The sequence below is a fragment of the Curtobacterium sp. PhB172 genome (assembly GCF_003752545.1).
Classification (GTDB): Bacteria; Actinomycetota; Actinomycetes; order Actinomycetales; family Microbacteriaceae; genus Curtobacterium.
The window spans coordinates 431,527-452,098 of record NZ_RKIF01000007.1 but is presented as its reverse complement, the minus strand read 5'-3'; the positions used below and the strand labels follow the sequence as shown (position 1 = coordinate 452,098).

Here is a 20,572-nt window from a genome sequence, read left to right as displayed (position 1 = left end):
TCTCGACGAGCGGTCGGATGCTCGCGGACGCCCTGCCCTATCAGCAGACGGCCGTGCGTCAGGCGCTGGACCCCAACAATCTGCGCCCGCGCATCCTGCTCGCGGACGCGGTCGGGCTGGGCAAGACGCTCGAAATCGGAATGATCCTCTCCGAGCTCGCGGTCCGCGGTCGGGGGGAGCGCATCCTCATCGTCACCCCACGCCACGTGCTGGAGCAGTTCCAGCACGAGATGTGGACGCGCTTCGCGCTTCCCTTCGTACGGCTCGACTCGCAGGGCATTCAGCGGCTGCGGCAGAAGCTGCCCGCGGCACGCAACCCCTTTGCGGTCTTCAAGCGGGCGATCATCTCCATCGACACGCTCAAGAACGATCGCTATATGCAGCACCTGCGCAACCAGCGATGGGACGCCGTCGTCATCGATGAGTCGCATAACCTCACGAACGCGGGCACGCAGAACAACCGTCTCGCTCACGTCCTCGCGCCCACGACGGATGCACTGATTCTCGCCTCCGCGACGCCGCATAACGGGAAGAAGGAGTCGTTCGCCGAACTGGTGCGCATGCTCGAGCCGAGCGCTGTGCGCCCTGACGGGGACTTCGACGAGGCCGAGGTGGGCCGCCTGATCATCCGCCGCCACCGCAACAGCACCGAGGTCGCGGAGGCCGTGGGCAGCGACTGGGCGCCTCGACAGGAGCCGAACCACCGGCTCGTCCCTGCCTCTCCGCAGGAGAACGCGATCGCGGCCGAGCTGGCCGACACCTGGCTGCACCCGAGCGAAGGGTCGTCGCCCTACTCGGGCAAGAACGGTTCGCTATTCCCATGGACCCTCGCGAAGGCGTTCCTCTCCTCACCGGAGGCGCTGCTAGAGACGGTCCGCCAGCGCGTCCAGCGCCTCCCGGACTCGAACGAGGCCGCTCGCGAGAGAGCCGCACTGGAGCGCCTCGAGGAGCTCGCCTCCGCGGTGGGGTCGAATGCCTCGGCGAAGCACCGGGCGCTCGTCGACCACGCGAAGGCGGCGGGCGTCGGCGCCGATTCGTCGACGCGTGTCGTCGTGTTCGCCGAGCGTGTCGCGACCCTCAGGGCCCTTGGTGCGTCCCTGCCCACGGCGCTTGGACTACCGAAGGACGCCGTTGCGATCCTGCACGGTGGCCTCACCGACCAGGAGCAGCAGAAGGTCGTCGAGAGCTTCAAGCTGGCCTCGTCGCCGATCCGGGTGCTCGTCACCGGCGACATCGCCTCGGAGGGCGTCAACCTGCACGCTCAGTGCCACGAGCTGGTGCACTTCGACATCCCGTGGAGCCTGATCCGGATCGAGCAGCGCAACGGCCGCATCGACCGGTACGGGCAGAAGGAGGCGCCACGCATCACGACGCTATTGCTCTCGCCCGACGACGAGCGGTTCACGGGCGACTTCCGAGTGCTGACGCGCCTGCTTGAGCGCGAGGAGGAGGCTCACGGGGCGCTCGGTGACACGGCCTCACTGATGGGGAAGCACTCGGTGCAGGCCGAGGAGGACGAGATCATGCGCGCCATCGCTGCGCAGCAGGACATCGACGACGTCGTGCGCACGGTCGAAGAGGTGCAGGCCGGGGCGGACTTCGACGCGCTCTGGGCCTCGTGGGACACGGTCGTCGCCGCGCAGGCGAACGCAACCGGTCCGGAGGGGGCAATCGGTCGGAACGACGCGGGGTACGGCGCGAGTGCCGCGCTCTTCCCCAGCGACGTCGCGTTCCTCTCGGAGGCGCTGCAGCAGGCCTACACGGAGCCGGGTGCGTCACTCGACCGCGGCGGCGTCGGCTGGCGTGACCACGGCGCCGAGGGCATCGTGGAGCTGACGCCACCGGCCGATCTCGTGCAGCGACTCGCGGTATTGCCGCAGAGCTACCTCGACGAGCGGCGGGTGACGACCTCTCTCAAGCTCGCGGTGACGCCCGCGCGGGGCAACGACCGCCTGCGTGCGGCCCGATCGGGTGCAGAGACGAACCAATGGCCGGACGCGCACTTCCTCGGGCCGCTGCACCCGGTGCTGGACTGGGCCAGCGACCGCAGCCTTGCGACGCTCGGACGCGGCACGATCTTCGCGGTCCGCGGGGCGGTCGAGGACCCCGTGGTCGCGCTACTGGGCACGCTGACGAATGGGCGGGGGCAGGTCGTCGCTGCGTCGCACATGACGGCGACCTTCGGCGGGTTCCCGCACTCGACGGCCTGCGCTGTCACCCCGTTCGGCTCGGCGCAGGAGCTCTACGACTCCCTCGGCGTGACGGCGGCCGTGAACAATCCTGGGCCGGTCGACGTCCTTGCCCTGTCGCCGCTCGTTCGACCCGCGGTCGAGACGGCGCGAAGTGCACTTTCGGGGCTCTTTGACGCGGCGAGCCGTGACACGAACGAGCGGGTGCAGCGGTGGGCGACCCGTGTCGGCACTTGGGCGGACGACGCGGACGCCCTCGTGCAGCGCAGGGACCTGCACGAACGACGGATGACGGTCGAGGCCGAGCGGCTCCTGGCCGAGGCGATGACGCCGAGCAGGGAGCTCGTGCGTCCGTTGTTGATGGTGGTGCCGGCTGACTGGCCGGTGGCTCGTACGAGCGAGGGAGCACTCTGATGGCGGCGAGCGACGCGATCGTCGTCGGTGACGACTGGATCAGCGAGCACTACCTGACGACAGACGCGACGCGGCAGTCGTTCTCCGCGCGGGTGCTTGATCGGCGCAAGGCCTGGGACGCGAGCAAGGCCGAGTCGATGCCAACGACGCGCTCCCGCTTCACCGAGGCGCGGGCTCGGATTGAGCAGACGCTAGCAGGCTTCTCAGCGGGCATAGACCCGGCGGACGTGTCCGCTTTCAACGACGATTTGCTGCGCGTGCTCGGCTACCTCGGCAGCGGCAACCGGTGGGTCACGGACGGGCCCGTTCGGCGGCTCGTCTCGAACACCGTCGACGAGCCGCCGGCCCTTGTTGTCGTCGAGGCCATGCCTGTCGCCGAACTCGACGCGCTGATCGAGCGTGGTACGAAGACGGGCGCTCCTGTTCGGACCCTGCTGCACGAGGTGACCGGCGAGGACGGCGAGACGATGACGGCGGTGTCGCGGCTGCTCACCACTCTCATGGTCGGTGAAGATGCCCCGTCGTACGCCCTCGTGCTCGCGGGCCGTTGGGTGCTGCTCGCCGAGAGGGAGCGCTGGCCCGAGGGCCGGTACCTCGCCGTCAACCTGCAGCTCGTCGCCGAACGCAACCAGGTGACGCGGGGCGGTGAGGTCGACCGCGCCCTGACCGTCCTCGACGCGGCCTCGCTCATGCCGGCCCTCGACTCGGGCGACATCTGGTGGGACGGCGTCCTCGAGGAGTCCGTGAAGCACACGGTCGGCGTCTCGCAGGACCTGCGCGACGGCGTGCGCGAGTCCATCGAGATTCTCGCCAACGAAGTGGTCGACCGGCGTCGTGCGCAGGGTCTCCCGGCGCTCGCAGGCGACCAGGCTCAGCCGCTCGCGGTGCAGTCGCTGCGATTCCTCTACCGGATCCTGTTCCTCCTCTACGCCGAGGCGTCGCCCGAGCTTGGTGCTGTGCCCGTCGGCGAGGCCTCCTACGACGAGGGCTACAGCCTGGACCGTCTCCGCGACCTCGCCCTGGTCGAGATCACCGGATCGTCGCGCGAGGGCACGCACCTCTACGAGTCGCTCAGTGCCTTGTTCCGCCTCGTTGATCTTGGGCACACGCCGCCGCCGCGCGCCGAGACCGACGACTCCGACTTTGGGAGTGTCCGGAGCGAGGGGCTGGAGTTCCACGCGCTGCGTGCCGACCTCTTCAAGGCGGAGGCCATCGCGCTGATCGAGGAGTCGCGTCTCGGCAACGCGGCGTTGCAGCGCGTGCTCGCTCTTCTCCTGCTGAGCAAGGAGGAGAAGAACCGCGATCGCGGGTTCATCTCGTACGCGGAGCTCGGCATCAACCAGCTCGGGGCCGTGTACGAGGGCCTGATGTCGTACACGGGCTTCTTCGCCGAGCGGGACCTCTACGAGGTGGCCAAGGGCGGAGAGTCTTCGAAGGGCTCGTGGGTGGTCGAGGTGGAGAAGGCCGACGGCATTGCAGCGGCGGATTTCGTGACGGAGGTCGACCCCGAGAGCGGTCAGCGGAAGCGCGTGCTGCACCGCCGCGGCTCGTTCGTCTACCGCCTCGCTGGGCGAGAGCGCCAGCAGTCTGCTTCCTACTACACGCCCGAGGTGCTGACCCGGTTCGTCGTTTCGCAGGCCCTGGAGGAGCTGCTCGACCAGGACGGCAAGACCACGCCCGCCGAGCAGGTCCTGCGCCTCACCGTGTGTGAGCCCGCGCTCGGGTCGGGGGCGTTCGCCATCGAGGCCGTGCGACAACTGGCGGAGCAGTACCTGACCCGCCGGCAGGTCGAGCTCGACCGGCGCATCGACCCTGAGGAGTACCAGCGCGAGCTGCAGCGGGTGAAGGCCTCGATCGCCCTGCACCAGGTGTACGGCGTCGACCTCAACGCGACCGCCGTCGAGCTCGCCGAAATCTCGTTGTGGCTCGACACAATGGTCGAAGGCCTCGACGCGCCGTGGTTCGGCCTGCACCTGCGCCGTGGGGACTCCCTCATCGGTGCCCGCCGAGCCGTCTTCTCGCGGGCCGACGCCGAGCGCAAGGCGCACCTCGGCGAGGCGCCGCGCGACGTGCCCGTCGCCGAGCTCGCCGCGAACCTCGCTGACGAGAAGCTGTCGGGGGCGACCAGCGGGTCGATCCACCACTTCCTGCTTCCGCACGGGGGCTGGGGCTCCGCGGTCGACGCCAAGGAGGCGAAGCTGCTGGCACCGAGAGCGCTGGCCGAGCTCAAGGCGTGGCGCACGCACGTTAAGGCGAAGCCGACGAAGAAGCAGGTCGACGCTCTGGTCGAGCTCTCGTACCGGGTCGAGCGCCTGTGGCAACTGGCCTTGCGGCGGAGAGAGATCGCCGAGCAGCAGATCCGCCGTGCCATCCCGGTGTGGGGCGCCGAGCTGCCCGAGGGCGGTGCAGTGAGTCGCGAGGAGATCGAGGAAGCGCTCCAGGACCAAGACGGCGCGTACCAACGTCTGCGCCGGGTCATGGACGCCTGGTGCGCCCTGTGGTTCTGGCCGCTCACCGACACGGGCGGTGCCATGCCCCCGACCGTCGACGAGTGGATCGACGGGCTGCGCGGGCTGCTCGGCACGCACGTCGAGGCCCGTACTGCTAAAGAAAAGCGCGACGCCGAGGCGCGAGCGCGCGGCGGCCAGTCGTCGCTGTTCTCCGGGGTGACCTGGACGGACCTGCAGCTGGCGGAAGAGATCGACCTCTCGCTGGCAAACGCCCTACCGGTTGTGGAAGTGCTGGAGCAGCACCCGTGGCTCGTTGTGTGTGCGGGCGTCGCCGCGCGCCAGGGCTTCTTCCACTGGGAACTCGATTTTGCAACCGTGTTCGCCGGAGGCGGCTTCGACCTGCAGGTAGGGAACCCGCCTTGGGTTCGGCCCCGGTCCGACGTCGACGCGCTCCTCGCCGAGGGGGACCCGTGGTGGCAGCTCGCGAACAAGCCCACGCAGGCGCAGATCGCGGTCAAACGCGAGGAGACGCTTGCGATGCCGGGCATTCGCGACCTTGTGATCGACGGGACTGCGGATGTCGCGGGCACAGCCGCCTTCGTCGGGTCACCGTCGCAGTTCCCGCGCCTGGAGGGGCTGCAGCCGGACCTGTACCGCTGCTTTATGGAGCAGGTGTGGCGGCACGGTTCGGAGTCGGGGGTGTCGAGTCTGATCCACCCCGAGTCGCATTTCACCGACGAGAAGGCGGCGGTGCTGCGTGGTGAGACTTACGGACGCCTGCGCCGTCACTGGCAGTTCATCAACGAACTGCGGCTCTACCCGGAGATCCACAATCTCGTGTCGTATGGCGTGCACGTGTACGGACGGGCACGCGATACACCTTCCTTCTTGATGGCGACGTCGCTTTATCATCCTGATACGGTCGAACGGTCGTTTGCTCACCGGGGCGACGGCGTCGAGCCGGGGCTAAAAGACGAATCGGGCAAGTGGGACGTTTCTCCTCACCGTGCTCGCATCATCGCGGTCGACGACGACGTGCTCGCCGCGTGGCACGCCGTGCTCGAAGGGGAGTCAGTGCCTGTTCGTCGAACGCGGATGGTCTACGCCGTCAACCGCTCCACTGCGGCCGTGCTGGCGAAACTCGCTCAGGCGCCCCGACTCAGTTCCTTGGGGCTCGAGTTCTCGCGTGGGTGGGACGAGAGCATCGATCGCAAGAACGGCTTCTTCGAGAAAGAGTGGGGAGAGCCGGACTCGTGGCGCGATGTGATCCTGCAAGGGCCGCACCTGTTCGTGTCGACCCCGCTCTACAAGACGCCAAACGAGTCGATGACCAGCAACAAGGACTGGTCCGAGACAGACTTCGAGACGCTGGCCCCCGACGCGATCCCCGTCACGAGCTACAAGCCCGCCGGTGACCCTGCACGCTACGACGCCTCGTACACCCGCTGGTCCGACGGCTCCTCCGCCCGTGACCACTACCGCATCGCCTGGCGGCGCATGGCGCCGAACACCGGCGTAAGGACACTCAGCTCAGCCATCATTCCGCCTGGTGCGGCGCACGTACATCCGGTTTACTCGCTGTCGGTATCATCGTCGGGACAGAGTCTTGCGCTGGTGCAAGCGGGGCTATCGGCATTACTTGTTGACGCCATGGTTCGCTCAGTACCGAAGTCAGAGATCCTTTTCAGTACCATCGAACGCCTGCCCTCTCTAATCGCCGCCCCTCTCGCCAACGCCATGGTCCTCCGCTCGCTACGCCTGAACGCGCTAACGGCTGCTTACTCGACACTGTGGGCGACGGCACCGTTCTCGCAGACTGCGCTTGAAGGTTGGACCGGAGGCCTGGACTATCCGAGTCGCCGCGCCTTGGACGACGTGTCGCCCGCCTGGACGCCTGGCACCCCGCTCCGTCGGGCCTCCGACCGCCGACAGGCGCAGGTCGAGATAGATGCCATCGTCGCGCTTTCGCTCGGCATCACGGCAGACGAGCTCTGCACCATCTACCGCACGCAGTTCCCCGTGTTGTACGGCTACGACCGGCGTGAGTACTTGTACGACGCAAACGGGCGGCTCGTGCCGATGCCGGTGCAGCAGGTGTGGCGGAAGAAGGGCGACGCGATCTCGGAGGAAGAGCGTACGCACACGAACGCCTTGGGTAACCGCTACAAGTATGAGCTGCCCTTCGTGAACCTCGACCGCGAGGCAGACATGCGCGCCGCATACGCGCACTTTGAGCGGCTCCTGCAGGAGCGTGCATGAGCGAGCTACTGCCCACCGTCCAGGCCGCGAGCGTCCGTGCAGGACTGATCGACTACCTGTCGACGACGTTCTCGCTGAGCGAGCCTCGTGCTGCGGAGGCCCTCGAGGCTTTCCTCCGCGCACCGGGCTCGGGCCTCTTCCGCGGGCCGTTCCTACGGCTGCGGTTGCCCTTCCGAGCGGCGGACGACTCCTGGCGGCAGCACCTCGGTGAGTGGGCGCAAGGCTTCACTCCCTATGGGCACCAGGCCGAGGCCTTCGTCCGGCTGAGCAGCATGAGCGGCGATCGGCCGAAACCGACGCTCGTCACCACCGGCACCGGTTCAGGCAAGACGGAGGCGTTCCTCTATCCGATCCTCGACCACGTCCTCCGTGCGCGGCGTGCCGGGCAGGCCGGTACGAAGGCGCTGCTGCTCTACCCGATGAACGCCCTCGCGAACGACCAGGCGCAGCGCCTCGCTCGCACGATCGCCGAGACGCCCGAGCTCGCGGGGGTCACCGCGGCGCTCTATACGGGCGAGGACACCTCCGACCGCACCACCGTCACCAGCGAAGGCCTCATCACCCACCGCGGGATGATCCGCCAGAGCCCGCCCGACATTCTGCTCACGAACTACAAAATGCTCGACCAGCTGCTGCTTCGTCACGATGACGCCGGCATCTGGAAGCAGAGCGCGCACAGCCTGCAGTACCTGGTCCTCGACGAGTTCCACACCTACGATGGGGCGCAGGGGACCGACGTGGCCATGCTCCTACGGCGACTCGGGCTCCGCCTCGCCGCCGTCACCGGCGACAGCTCAGGGCGACCGCTCGGGCGCGTCACCCCCGTCGCGACCTCGGCGACCCTCGGTGACAAGGGCGACCCGGCGGCGATGCTCGACTTCGCGCACACCGTCTTCGGCGAGCGGTTCGACGCCGACGCCGTCGTCACGGAGTCGCGCCTCAGCGTCGACGAGTGGGGCGACGGTGCCGAACAACGGGTGGCATCGGCAGGGCACAGGCCGGCAGAGCTGAATCGTTCCCGCGTGCGCGAGCTGTCCTTCGCCAGTAGCCCTGTTCTCGATTCGCGTCAGCGCGCTCTCGACGTCGCCAGGGTGCTCTTCGAGACCGAGACTGCCATTGGGAACGACGTCGACGACGACACGCTGCTCGACCTCGCCAAGGTGCACCCTCTGATCATCCGCCTCGTGGACCACTGCGCCGACGCGGCGTCCCTGGAGGAGCTCGCCTCCGACCTGTTCGGGGACGAGGACCCAGAGGTTGTCGCTGATCGCGACCGTGCGCTCGAGGCGGTGGTCGCCTTCCTCAGCCACGTCCGCGCGCGGAACGGGCGCGATGCGCTCGGCGTCGACCTGCACCTCTGGGTCCGCGAGTTGACCCGCATTGACCGCGTGGCCGCGGGCAGCGTGCGCTTCCGTTGGGGTGATGATGGACTGTTGACCGTGCAGGCCGAGATTGCCGACCTCGAGGGGGACGCCGCTCCAGCATTTCCCGCCGTCTACTGTCGGCACTGTGGCAGATCGGGGTGGGGCGTCACGCTCGCATCGGTCGGGGAGGATCTGCATGCCGACGACGCCCGGATCCGTCCGAAGCACGCGACCAAGGACGGGCGCTTCCGAGCGCTGCTCACCGCGGACGTTGAAGCCGACCACGCCCTCGCCGACGGCGACATCGACGTCGCTGAGGCTGTTCGCGGCGGGCTGCGCTTCTTCGCCGTGCGGGACCGGCGTCTGCTCGATGCGATGCCGGGTGACGACGACACCGACCTCGCGAACGGGGCCGTCCTGCCGGTACTGACGCTCGTCGGGCCTGATGCTGACTCCGACTCCCACGACGACCTCTGCCCGGCCTGTCGGCAGCCTGACGGCATCCGGTTCCTCGGCAGCGCGATCTCGACGCTGCTCTCGGTGTCGATCTCGACGATCCTCGGCACGGGCGACCTCGATGCACGTGAGAAGAAGGCTCTCGTCTTCACTGACAGCGTGCAGGACGCCGCGCACCGTGCCGGCTTCGTGCAGAGCCGCTCGCACACGTTGACCCTGCGCGCCGCCTTGGGCAGGGCGATCGCGCCCGGTGGCAGTGATCTGGACGAGCTCGTGGAGGCAGCCCTGCACCAGGCCGGTGACGACCGCTTCGACCGCTACCGCCTGCTTGACCCGGTGCTCGCTGATCGAGAGAAGTTCCGTGACTTCTGGCAGGCGCGCACCCAGCGGGCCGTGCCGCGCACGGTGCGCACGTGGGTGAAGGCGCGCCTCGCCCTCGACGCGGCCCTAGAGTTCGGCCTGCAGTCGCACGTCGGCCGCACGCTGGAGCGCACCGCCTCGGCCAGTGCTCGCGTCGAGGTGGGCACGCCGCAGAAGCTCGTCGCCCTGGCCAGTCCGCTGCTCACCGACTTCGAGGTACAGGCCACGCTCGACGACACCGGGGCGGTCTCCGACGACACCCTCGTCGCGTGGGTCCGGGGCGTGCTGGAGCGCATGCGTACCCGTGGTGCGATCCAGCACCCCTGGTTCTCGAAGTACCTGCAGCAGGACGGCAACCGCTGGCAGATCAACGGAGGGCGGCTCCGTAGCGAGGGCATGCCCGCGTTCCCGCCCGGGCGCCCGGCACCCGCCTTTCCCCGCGTCGGCGGTGCTGCCGTTCCGAAGGGGCGCGAGAACCTCGATGCGGTGACGCCGGCGCAGAGTTGGTACGCCGTGTGGACGCAGAAGGTGCTCCGCGTCACGGCCAGCGACGGCGGCCGGCTCGCCACGCTGCTGCTGCGTCGACTCGCTTCGGCGAACCTGATCGAGACCGTGCGCACGGACAGCCAGGGCGAGGTGTTCGCCCTCACTCCCCGCTCGATCGTCGTCACGCGGGTGTCGGACGAGCGGCTGGCGGACGCCATGCTGCGCTGTGATACCTGCCGCGACCGGGTCTTCGGCTCGCCGGACACCGTCTCCGAGCTGGACGGCGCGCCCTGCACCGTGCTCCGCTGCCCCGGGCGACTCTCCCGGGTGGCTCAGCTCGACGGCTACTACCGCACGCTCTATCGATCGCGGGACATGCGTCGCGTTGTCGCCCGAGAGCACACGAGCCTCCTCGACGCGGACACCCGGCTCCGCTACGAGAACGGCTTCAAGAACGTCAGCGACGACCCGGGTGCACCCAACGTCCTCGTGGCGACGCCCACGCTCGAGATGGGCATCGACATCGGCGACCTGTCGATGGTGATGTTGTCCTCCCTCCCGCGACGGGTCGCGTCCTTCTTGCAGCGCGTGGGCCGCGCGGGCCGCTTGACCGGCAATGCTCTCGACCTCGCCTACGTAAGCGGGCGCGGGGATAACCTGCCCTTGCTGGGGAACCCGTTGCTGATGATCAATGGCGCTGTCAGGCCGCCGGCGACGTACCTCGACGCCGACGAGATCCTGCGCCGGCAGTACCTGGCGTCCATCGCAGACGTGTTCGCGGCGGACACCGCCCGCCCTCATCCGCAGAAGGCGGCAGCGGCGATCAGCTCGACGGTCCCCCGCTCGTTCCTGGGCGACCTCATCGCGTACGCGGAGAGCGAGTCGACCGCGTTGCTCGACGCGTTCCTGGGCACCTTCGACTTGCTCTCGCCAGCGTCGATCCGCGGGCTACGCGCCTGGGCGGTCGCACCAGACGGCGAGGGAACGAGCGCCCTCGCCGCGCACCTCCACGCCGCGTCGCAGCGCTGGAGCGCGAGCGTCACCGCGCTCGAGTTCCGCCGCACGGAGATCGAGGACAGCCTGACCGACCTCAAACAGCGTGCAGACCTCGAGGACGCGGAGACGGAGGACAAGCGGGCGTACCGCACGGCGCTGGGGGCACTCGCCCTCACCCGACGGCAGCTGAAGGAACTCCGCGGTGAGCACTGGATCGCCGTCCTGGAGCAGCACGGCATCTTGCCGAACTACACCCTCCTCGACGACACGGTGACGCTCGACGTCACGCTCAACTGGATCGATCCCGAGACGGACGAGTACCACAGCGACGGTGTCTCGTACTCGCGAGGCGCCTCCGTGGCCCTCCGCGAGCTCGCCCCCGGGGCGACCTTCTACGCCCACGGCGCGGCGGTGCGCATCGACGCGCTCGACCTCGGACATCGGGCCGAAGCCGTCCGGCTCCGCGCGTACTGCGGGGCGTGCGGCTACTCGACCGACCTCGACGCTGCAGGGTCCACGGCCTCGATCGGGCATTGCCCCCGGTGCGGCGACGTCTCCATCGCCGACACAAGGCAGCACCTGCTCACCGTCGAGCTCGAGCGAGTCAGCGCCGAGGTCCGCCGTGACGAGGCGCTCATCACCGACTCGAGCGAGGACCGGCGCCGCGAGTCGTTCACCGTCGTCGTGGCCGCGGACGTCGACCGCGACTCCGTCCAAGACGAGTGGTTCGTCGAGGGGAGCGGCTTTGGCGCGACCCTGCTGCGCTCCGTCGACATCCGTTGGGTCAACCTCGGCCGGCGTGGGGTCTCCGCGACGACTCGCACCATCGCCGGGGTCGAGTCCGCGGCCCCGCTCTTCCGTGTCTGTGCGAGCTGCGGCAAGCTCGACAGGTCGGTCGGCAGTAACAAGCGCGAGGAGCACCGGCCTTGGTGTCCGTTGCGCACCTCCGTCGACGAGGACCAGCGCACCGTCGCCCTCTCGCGCACGCTGCGGACGCAGGCCGTCGCGCTACGCCTGCCGCCGTCCCTGACGATCGGCGACTCCTTCGCCGTGCCGACACTCGCAGCATCGGTGCTGCTCGGCTTGCGCGAGCAGTTGGGCGGTGCCCCCGACCACATCCAGATCGTCTCGAGCGCGCTGCCCGATCCACAGGGCGGGACCGTCGAGGCGCTCTTGGTCCACGACATCGTCCCCGGTGGCACCGGCTACCTGGCCGAGCTCGCCGACCCCGGCAAGATGTGGGACCTTCTGCTGCGCGCCTACCGCGTCGTGCGCGACTGCGCCTGCGCCGTCGACGGACGTCTCTCTTGCCATGAGTGCCTGCTGCCGTTCGCGTCGGGATCTGCCGAGACCGTCTCTCGCCAGTCGTCCCAGCGTCTGCTAAAAGTCCTGCTCGTGGGGTCATCGGACGACGAGCCCGGCGACGAGCCCGGATGGTCGGTGACCTCGACGACACCGCCGACAGTCGACCCCGAATCCACGCTCGAGCAGCTGTTCCGCAAGACGTTCATCGAGCGTGTAGGTGCTACCGGCGCGGTCGTGAAGCAGGTGTCCGGGCCGACCGGCAACCGTGTCGACGTGACCGGCACGAGCGGTGGCGCTCGCTGGAGCCTCGTCCCGCAGCTGGCCAATGGCAACAGCAAGCCCGACTTCACCCTCCGGTCCCAGGACCCGTCCGTGCCCGACGTCGTCATCTTCACGGACGGCTTCGCGTACCACGCGAGCCCGATGCACAACCGGCTCGCCGACGACGCGGACAAGCGTGAAATGGCGCGCCTCGACGGAGCGGTCGTCCTCGGGGTCACCTGGGACGACCTGGTCTCGGAACCCACGGCGCCCAGTTGGTACGTCGAGCAGCTCGCCCTGACGCTGATGGGACGCTTCGGCTACAACCGCGAGCTGCTCTCGGTGCTGACCGGATCGCCGCTGGACTTCCTCCTGTGGTGGATGAGCACCGCGGACCCGTCGTCGTGGGCCTCGCTTGCGGATGCTGTGCCCCTGTTGCTGCGCAGACCGACGAACTCGCACAGCGTCGATAGCGCTACGGACCCGGAGTCGCTCGCCCGGGCTGCCCTGGCGGGCAGCGACGTAGCGGCGGGCGGTGACTCCCCCACGTGGAGCCACCGCGTGGGGCCGTTGGTGATCAGCTCCGTCGCCGCGGGTGGGGATCCTGGGAAGACGCGCACCGCCGTCGTCCTCGACGACTCCGCCGCGGGGCTCGCGCACCCCGACTTCCGCGAGGCCTGGCAGCTCTGGCTGCAGATGTCGAACCTGCTCGCGCTCCGCACGCTTTCACCCGTGATCACCACCACGAGTCGTGAGTCCACGTCGCCGGCTACTTCGTTCGGAGTGGCGAGCAGCGAGTTCTCCGGCGACTGGCGAGCGGTCGTAGAAGAGGCGACCGAGGCCGAGAGAGCCTTCGCCCGGAAGCTCGTCGACCTTGACGTGCTGGCCCCGGTGGTCGGCCATGAGTCTGACGACGGTATCCCCGTCGACTTCGCCTGGGTGGAGGAACGGGTCGCCGTCGCCCTCGAGTGGGACGACCAGGACCGTGAGGACCTGACAGTCGAGGGCTGGACGGTCCTCGACGCCGACGCCGACGCCGTCCATGACGCTGTGACCAGAGGGGGACGTTGACATGCCCACGATCGTGATGACTCCGAACATGACGAAGATCGACGGGGCGCTCAAGAAGAAGGCGTGGGCCTTCATCGAGAAGCTCTCGACCGGCGATGACACGCCGGGGCTGCACATCGAACCCATCAAGAACTCGGTCGACCCGCGCGTACGCACTGGACGCGTCGACCAGCAGTACCGCGCCGTCCTATTCAAGGTGCAGGGGAGCGGGACCGAAGCGTATTACGTGCTGCACGGCGTGTGGAACCACGACGAGGCGATCGTCATCGCCGAGAAGTCACGGCTCTCGCTCAACCCGGTCAACGGCGTGCTGGAACTCGTACGGGAGGATGTGGAGGCCGTCGCGGCGCCCTCGGTCCCGACCCCGCCCGCCGCGGACGCTCCTCTTGCCGAGGACGGAGCGAATCGCTCCCTCCTCGCCGCTCGAGGCATCACCCTCCTGGACCTCCTGGACCTCGGCATCGATCGGCCGCTCGCGGAGCGCGCCGTCGCGGCCGTCAGTGACGACGATTTGACCGCCGCGGCCGACCTCGCGACCGACCGGGTCATCTGGCAGGGCATCGCCCTGCTCGAGATTGCCGCCGGCGGCTCAGTAGACGACGTCAGGGCGTCGCTCGACATCGAACGCGAAGGAGTCGTCACCGATCCTGACAGCGATGACTCGATGATTCAGGCCCTCGACCGGCCGGCGTCGAGGATCGGGTTCTCGGTGCTTGACGACGACGAGCTGCGACGTGCGATCGAGGACCAGGACTTCGACACCTGGCGCGTGTTCTTGCACCCCGAGCAGCGTCGCTACGCGCGGGAGCACCGGAACGGGGCCTTCCGCCTTTCGGGCGGCGCCGGCACGGGCAAGACCGTCGTGCTCGTACACCGCGCCCGGATGCTGGCCAGGGCTGATCCCACGGCACGCATCGTGCTGACGACGTACACGCGGAACCTGGCGCACGCGCTCAAGGCCGACCTCCTTCGTCTCGACCCGGGGATTACGCTCGCGTCGAGCCCGGGCGCGCCAGGCGTCCACGTCACCAGCGTCGACGCGATGGTCCTCTCGGTCCTTCGCTCCCGCGGCGACGACGTGGCGGAGGACGTCGAGGCGGTCCTCGGTGAGGTGACCACCGAGGTGGGCTCCCGCACCGAGGCCACCGCGTGGAAGGAGGCAATCGATTCCGCCGGTGCCAACCTGCAGGAGGAAACGCGCACCAGGTCGTTTTTCGAGGGCGAGTACGCCCTCGTCATCCTGCCAGCGCGCATCCGAACCCGCGAGGAGTACTGGAAGGTGCGGCGCCCAGGTCGTGGCACCAAGCTGGATCGAGCCCGCCGCAGTGACGTCTGGACGGTCGTCGAGACGTACCGACGGCGAGCGCGTCTCGCGGGATCTCTCGACTGGGACGAGTCGGCCGCGGTCGCTGCCGCCGGACTCGACGCGCGGAGCGAGCGCCTCGTCGACCATGTGCTCGTCGACGAGGGTCAGGACTTGACGCCCACCCGGTGGCAGTTCCTGCGCGCCTTGGTCGCGCCAGGACCGGACGACCTGTTCATCGCGGAGGACTCCCAGCAGAGGATCTACGGGCGCCAGGTCGTGCTCGGTCGATACGGGATCCGAATCGTAGGACGCTCCAGGAGGTTGACCCTGAACTACCGGACCACCGCCGAGAACCTGGCTTTCGCGGTCGGAATCCTCTCGGGCGCGGAGTTCGTCGACATGGAGGACGCCGACGCGGTCAGCGCCGGCTACCGGTCGGCCCGGCGTGGACCGGCCCCGATCCTGCTCGGTGCGCCGGGTCTGCGCGAAGAGCTCGATATGGCCGCCCAGCTCGTCTCCGCGTGGCTGAGCACCGGTGCCGCCCCGGAGACCGTGGCCGTCCTCGTCCGGGACGCCCGAGTCCGGGACGTCGTGTCCCGCGGCTTGCGGGACCGGGGTGTCCGGATGCGCGAGGTGGACAGCGGAGAGCTAGGGACCGGCCTGCCCGTCGTGATGACCATGCACCGCGCGAAGGGCACCGAGTTCTTAAACGTCCTGCTCTTCGGTGTAAGCGCGTCCGCGCTGCCGAGCCGAGCCGTCCTGAGTGGGCTCTCGGACGCTGAGCGCGACGACGCGCTATTGCGCGAACGGTCTTTGCTCTACGTAGCCGCGACGCGTGCTCGTGACCAGCTTGCGTGCACCTGGAGCGGCCCTCAATCGCCGTTGGTGCCGTCGCTGTCCTGAGCGGACGAGAGCCCGGGGCGAACAGACGCGATCGTCGGCTGCTGAAGTGAAGGGCCACGACGATCTCGAGCCGGGCGACGGCATTTGGTTAGCCCACAGCGGTCAGCGCCGACAATGTCGTCGAAGTAACGCCGTTGGCGCAGAGGCGGAGAAGTTCTTCTCGCGCTGAATCGACATACCGGAAGCTCTGCGGCGGTTCGAGCCCGATCTCGCTCCGGAGCAGCGCCAGCGGGACGGGCTTCGGCCACCGAATTGGCGAGCGCACGCGCAGAATAGCGGCGTCGTTGACGTTCTCGAGGTACTCCTCGAGCGGCTGCCGATGAATCTGGATTTCATGACGGTACAAGTCCCATACAGACGCCGCCGCCGGGCGGTCGATGCCTTCGAGCTCGATGGTGCCGAGGACAGCGCGGTCCGGGGTGCTTGAGTACACATAAATGGTGGCGGGCGTTGCGACGTCCGGAAATCGGCGTCGAACCTCGGCTGTCTTTGTGCCCGCCAGCAGCGCGTGCGCGAAGGCTGGTCGGACGGAGAGCAGGATCGATGTCAACGTACGCTCCTGCCTTGGCTTTGGACGAGGTCGTCGAACAGCGTGGACGGTACCTGCCGGAATGAGGGTATCGGGTGTTTCACGTCGTGCTGCTCCAACAGTTCGGCAAGTTCGTGACCCCCGATCCGGCGGTCGAACAACTCAGTGTCCTCGAACCGTACGACAGTCACTCGACCACGCTTGTCCCCAGCCGAGCGCACGTCACGACGCTTGAACACCCCAAGCTGCTTGTATCGGCGAAATGCCTCGTCGGGTGACGTGCGCTCGCAGCCGAGGCTCCTGGAGTACGCAACGATGCTGCGGATCGTTTCCGTGTCGTCGGCAGACGCGTACCAGAGGATGCGAGCGCCAGGTGGGGGAAGCGCTCGACTGCTCCCGCTGTAGTACACGTGCTCTCGCGAGAGGCCCAGCGCCAGCGGCCGGTCGTCTCCCCAGAGTGCTTGCCGCGGAATGCCGAACAGCGGGTAGATGAAGCGCGGCTGGATCGGTGCGATGTACGTCGGCGCTCCTGCCCCCAGGAGCACCAGAGGCCAATACCGGTGCTCGACGTCTCGCAGCTGCGCAGCGGTCCTAAGCACCTCCGAAGGGTGGTCGGCGAGGAATCGTGACGCAGGTTCTGCCAGATCGATCACTTCGGCACGCAGCTCCGCGTCGAAGCCCTCAGTACGGAGACCGTCGCGGACGACATCGGCGACTACCGGGTCGGTGATCTGGACGACGGGCAACTGGTTCTGGCGGGCGACGTGACGCGTGTGACGAGCGAGCTGGAGCGCGACCGTCGTAGTTTCACGCCGCCGCGCGACTCGCAGGAGCGGGATCACCAGCATCCCCTCGCCAGGATGTTCCGCGAGCATCGCCCAGGGCCGTCCTCGTTCGTCGATGAGAACTCGGGTGCTCCTCGGGTGGGCTGCGATTGACGCACGAATCAGCCGTCGTAGATCGCTGCCTCGTTCGTTGCGCTCGTGGGTGAGGAACGCGTCAATCAGCTGGTCGATCGTGAAACGAGTGGCCGGAACCCAGCGCAGGTCGATGTCCTCGATGAGTCTGGACTGGAACACGGGCTGCCCCAGCCGTTGATCGACCTGCTGTATCAGCTCATGCGGACGGAGCACGCGAAGTTGGGTGTCGACGGGGAGGTAGGAGTCAGCAAGTCGCAGCAAGCGGGTGTCGTTGGTGACGAAGTACGCGGCGTGCGCTGCAAGCGCGTCCGCGATGTGGTTGAGGTCGTCGCGTAGCGACGGGTCCGCCGCTAACTCGTCCGGGCCGGTTCGCTGCAGCAGGGCGTCGAGCACCGAGGCGTCTTCACGGCGGATGGAACGCAACCGAACGAGATGGTCCGCTCCGGACCGTTGTCGGGATCGTTCGTCCTCGTCATCGATGCGGTCGATTTCGACGTCGACCTGCGGTGAGACGACCACGGTGATCTCGGCCGCTATCCAGTCCGCGGTGAGGCCGAGAGACGCGTCCCGGTCGGCGCGATCAAGCTCAGAGGAGCCGTATAGGTCGGCGATGATATTGGTGTCGTACACAACCAGCGGCAACCCTGCCCCGAGCGCCGCGTCTTCGAGCAGATCAAGCTCCCCGAGTGGCATCCACCAGCGTGTCAGGGTGGATCCGGCGGCTGCCCGACCGGCTCGCTCGCCGCGGGGCGACAGGCCGACGGCGGCCCAGAACCGGTCCAGCCCGTAGTCGCGACGACAGTACGCGACAACGCCGATGGCTTCAGGATGAGCCAGTACCGCAGCATCAACGAGCAGCATCCCGATGCCGTTCCCGCGCAGACCGACGCAAACGTGTACAAGCTTGATGTAGCCGGCGCGTGGGACGTCGTAGATGCAATACCCGACGATATCTCCGCCGACGCGGGCGACGACGACGGTACCGCGTTCGAGACGATCTTCGAACGCGGAGTCTGTCAGAAACCCGAGCGTGGCACGGTTCGCCTTCGCCAGCAGCAGCAGCTGGTTCCAGTCGTCCGGTTTCGCATTGACATGCTCGAGTACGACATTGTATTGCCCATCCATGGTGATCTCATGGTGCCGATCACAGGACGTGAGTAGCGCTCGACGCGCCGTTCGGTGTGTGGTTGTCAGGGACGGTAGGAAGTCTGCACTAGCCGTCTGGTCCGGTCGAGCAGGCGCGATTCGGCCGCCGGTGCGGCATGTCCCATCGTTTTAGATCCGGACCAGTCCGGGTTCGTCGCTTCGCACTCCCTAGGCCAGCCGAGTCTCAACTGAGTTGAGAGAAGTCTCAACTGTCTTGAGAAACGACATCCACAGCACGATGCTAGTTGGAGCGAGTGACGGGAATCGAACCCGCGCTACCAGCTTGGGAAGCTGGAGTTCTACCATTGAACTACACTCGCGCACCCCGCAGAACGGGACTCGGCAAGCCTAGCGGATTCTCGCCTGGAAGCCAGCCGACCGCGCACCGTACGCCTCCTGTCGGGCATGTGTCGTGCCTCCCGAGTCTCCGCTGTGAGCACGCCAGCCTGACGGACAGGTGTCGTCCTCGTGTGTACCGTCCAGGGAGTTCCAGCGCCGAAGAACCCGAGGAGGACCCGGATGGTCAGGCATCCCCTCATCGACGACGTGGTCGGTCCCGCCATCGTGGTCGAGTCCGCCTCGCCGGTCGTGTGGTTGACGGACGCGCTCGCCTCACTGCTCCGCCGTTCGGCGGACGCCGGCCGCATGGTCGTGCTGCGGACCGGACGCGAATCCGCGATCACCCCCGCCCTGCGGCACGCGCTCGGTGCCTACGGTGCCGCGTGGGCCGTCGCCGACTTCGACGGGACACTGCGCGACGGCCGGACGGGTGCAGCAGCCTCGGGCATCGAGGACTTCGTGCACCGCGGCCCCGAACTCGTCGGCACACCGTCGCCCGAGCACCCCGTCGCAGCCGACTCCGTCCGCCAGATCAGCATCGACCTGACGCTCCGTCACCACGCCGAGCGTGCCGTGGACATGGGGTCCGCGATCGAGGCCCTGTGCCACACCGTCGGCACCTGCCCCACCCGCTGGGGCACCGCCGAACCGCTCACCGTGCCGTGGGACCGATGGGTCGTCACGCAGTACGCCAAGCACGAGGCACCCGGGGTGTCGACCTCGTACGCCGTCGGCGAGGGCTTCTCCGCGACGATGACCGCCCACCTGGTCGGTGGCGTCGTCGTCGAGACGATGTCCGCCGTGTTGACCGTGCCCGAGGAGAACACCGACCCGGAGCTCGCGAACCGGCTGTTCGACGCCGTGCAGCAGGTCGCGGACCAGGTCGTGCCCGTCTTCGGTGTGGTGATGCAGCGTCGGGGAGACGCCGACCACCTGATCCGCGCGGTGTCGCACGGCGAGCCGTCGCCGCTCGCCGTCGTCGTCGGACCGGAAGCCTCTGAGTTCCTGGACCGCGACGGGGTCTGGCCGCCACCGCGCACCACGACGGCGACGTTCGGAACCCGATCCGGGGCAGGCGACCTGTCCGGAGCAGGCGACACGCACGTCGCCGACGGCGGCATGATCGTCCGCTTCGAGGACGGCTGGGAAGCCCTCGAGTCCTTCCTCGACCGCATCGACGAGGACCGCTTCCTCCAGCTCGTCGGCGGAGCGCCCCTCGACCCGGCCCACGACGAGGGCACGCTCGACGGGCACGTGCGGGACAATCGCGTGGCAGGCGGTCAGGGTGCCGCGTGACGTCACCATCCTCTGCCGCCAGCCGGTCGAGCCGCGGGAGGTCGCCGAGGCGCTGCTCCTGCACGACGAGTCCTGGGGCGTGCGCGCCCTCGACGACGGCCCGATGCTGCAGGTCTGCCGCGACGCCACGCACCCGGTGATCACCGTGCTCGGGGTGCGGCGGGTGGACTCGTTCAACGAGGTCGAACGGATCCTGCCGGACGCCCCCACGATCGCGACGCCGCTGTGGTGGGTCGACACCGTCACCCCTGCGGGGTCCGACGGCGAGTCCGGGATCTCGGCCGCACTCGAGGCCGCACTCGACCTCGACGCGGTCTGCATCGTCCACGGCGACTGACGGCGACTGACGGCGACTGACGGCGACTGACGGAGCCGACGCAGCCGGACGCCACGCCTGCCGGAGCGACTCGTCGCGCGGATCGGCCACGCCGTGCCCCCAGTTGTGGTGCGATCGCGGGTTTCGAGACCCGTGAGTACCCAGTACCGCTCTACGGTGTGAGGACCCGAGCCGACGAGCCGGGC

The 20,572-nt window shown here is 68.4% G+C and carries 8 protein-coding genes and 1 tRNA gene; 6 read left to right on the top strand and 3 right to left on the bottom strand.

Annotation, left to right across the window (positions count from 1 at the left end; translation table 11 throughout):
- Window positions 1–17 precede the first annotated feature (17 nt).
- The 4 genes from EDF42_RS09165 to EDF42_RS09150 are packed head-to-tail and all read left to right on the top strand — an operon-like array spanning window position 18 to window position 15,820.
- Window positions 18–2,603 carry a DEAD/DEAH box helicase gene (locus EDF42_RS09165; RefSeq protein WP_260235304.1) on the top strand — a complete coding sequence of 862 codons (2,586 nt, stop codon included), beginning with the start codon at window positions 18–20 and terminating at the stop codon, window positions 2,601–2,603.
- The gene (locus EDF42_RS09160) at window positions 2,603–7,312 is read left to right on the top strand and encodes a DNA methyltransferase (RefSeq protein WP_123672103.1); all 4,710 of its coding nucleotides are present in this window, start codon (window positions 2,603–2,605) and stop codon (window positions 7,310–7,312) included. The genes EDF42_RS09165 and EDF42_RS09160 overlap by 1 nt, the downstream gene beginning before the upstream one ends.
- Window positions 7,309–13,611 (top strand): DEAD/DEAH box helicase, encoded by a 6,303-nt coding sequence (locus EDF42_RS09155; protein WP_123672102.1) that lies wholly within the window; start codon window positions 7,309–7,311, stop codon window positions 13,609–13,611. Before EDF42_RS09160 ends, EDF42_RS09155 begins: the two co-directional genes overlap by 4 nt.
- A gap of 1 nt (window position 13,612) precedes the next feature.
- Window positions 13,613–15,820, top strand: coding sequence for a UvrD-helicase domain-containing protein (locus EDF42_RS09150; RefSeq protein WP_123672101.1), 2,208 nt, complete (start codon window positions 13,613–13,615; stop codon window positions 15,818–15,820).
- 88 nt (window positions 15,821–15,908) lie between these two features.
- On the opposite strand, the gene EDF42_RS09145 is transcribed toward EDF42_RS09150, so the two are convergent.
- The 3 genes from EDF42_RS09145 to EDF42_RS09130 all read right to left on the bottom strand — a co-directional run bounded on the left by EDF42_RS09145 (window position 15,909) and on the right by EDF42_RS09130 (window position 18,735).
- Window positions 15,909–16,370 carry a hypothetical protein gene (locus tag EDF42_RS09145; protein WP_148067689.1) on the bottom strand — a complete coding sequence of 154 codons (462 nt, stop codon included), beginning with the start codon at window positions 16,368–16,370 and terminating at the stop codon, window positions 15,909–15,911.
- Window positions 16,367–18,394, bottom strand: coding sequence for a GNAT family N-acetyltransferase (locus EDF42_RS09140; RefSeq protein WP_148067687.1), 2,028 nt, complete (start codon window positions 18,392–18,394; stop codon window positions 16,367–16,369). The genes EDF42_RS09145 and EDF42_RS09140 overlap by 4 nt, the downstream gene beginning before the upstream one ends.
- 267 nt (window positions 18,395–18,661) lie before the next feature.
- Window positions 18,662–18,735, bottom strand: a tRNA-Gly gene (locus EDF42_RS09130).
- A 199-nt stretch (window positions 18,736–18,934) separates the two neighbouring features.
- Between EDF42_RS09130 and EDF42_RS09125 the strand changes: the two genes are divergently transcribed.
- A complete protein-coding gene (locus tag EDF42_RS09125) occupies window positions 18,935–20,050 on the top strand; it encodes a DUF6177 family protein (protein WP_123672097.1) in 1,116 nt (371 codons plus the stop codon).
- Entirely contained in the window at window positions 20,040–20,387 is a 348-nt protein-coding gene (locus tag EDF42_RS09120) for a hypothetical protein (protein WP_123672096.1), read from the top strand. Before EDF42_RS09125 ends, EDF42_RS09120 begins: the two co-directional genes overlap by 11 nt.
- Window positions 20,388–20,572: the final 185 nt, after the last annotated feature.

Coding starts and splice junctions, on each gene's coding strand:
- EDF42_RS09165 (WP_260235304.1), top strand. CDS start 18: ATGCTCGCGGACGCCCTGCCCTATCAGCAGACGGCCGTGCGTCAGGCG.
- EDF42_RS09160 (WP_123672103.1), top strand. CDS start 2,603: ATGGCGGCGAGCGACGCGATCGTCGTCGGTGACGACTGGATCAGCGAG.
- EDF42_RS09155 (WP_123672102.1), top strand. CDS start 7,309: ATGAGCGAGCTACTGCCCACCGTCCAGGCCGCGAGCGTCCGTGCAGGA.
- EDF42_RS09150 (WP_123672101.1), top strand. CDS start 13,613: ATGCCCACGATCGTGATGACTCCGAACATGACGAAGATCGACGGGGCG.
- EDF42_RS09140 (WP_148067687.1), bottom strand. CDS start 18,394: ATGGATGGGCAATACAATGTCGTACTCGAGCATGTCAATGCGAAACCG.
- EDF42_RS09125 (WP_123672097.1), top strand. CDS start 18,935: ATGGTCAGGCATCCCCTCATCGACGACGTGGTCGGTCCCGCCATCGTG.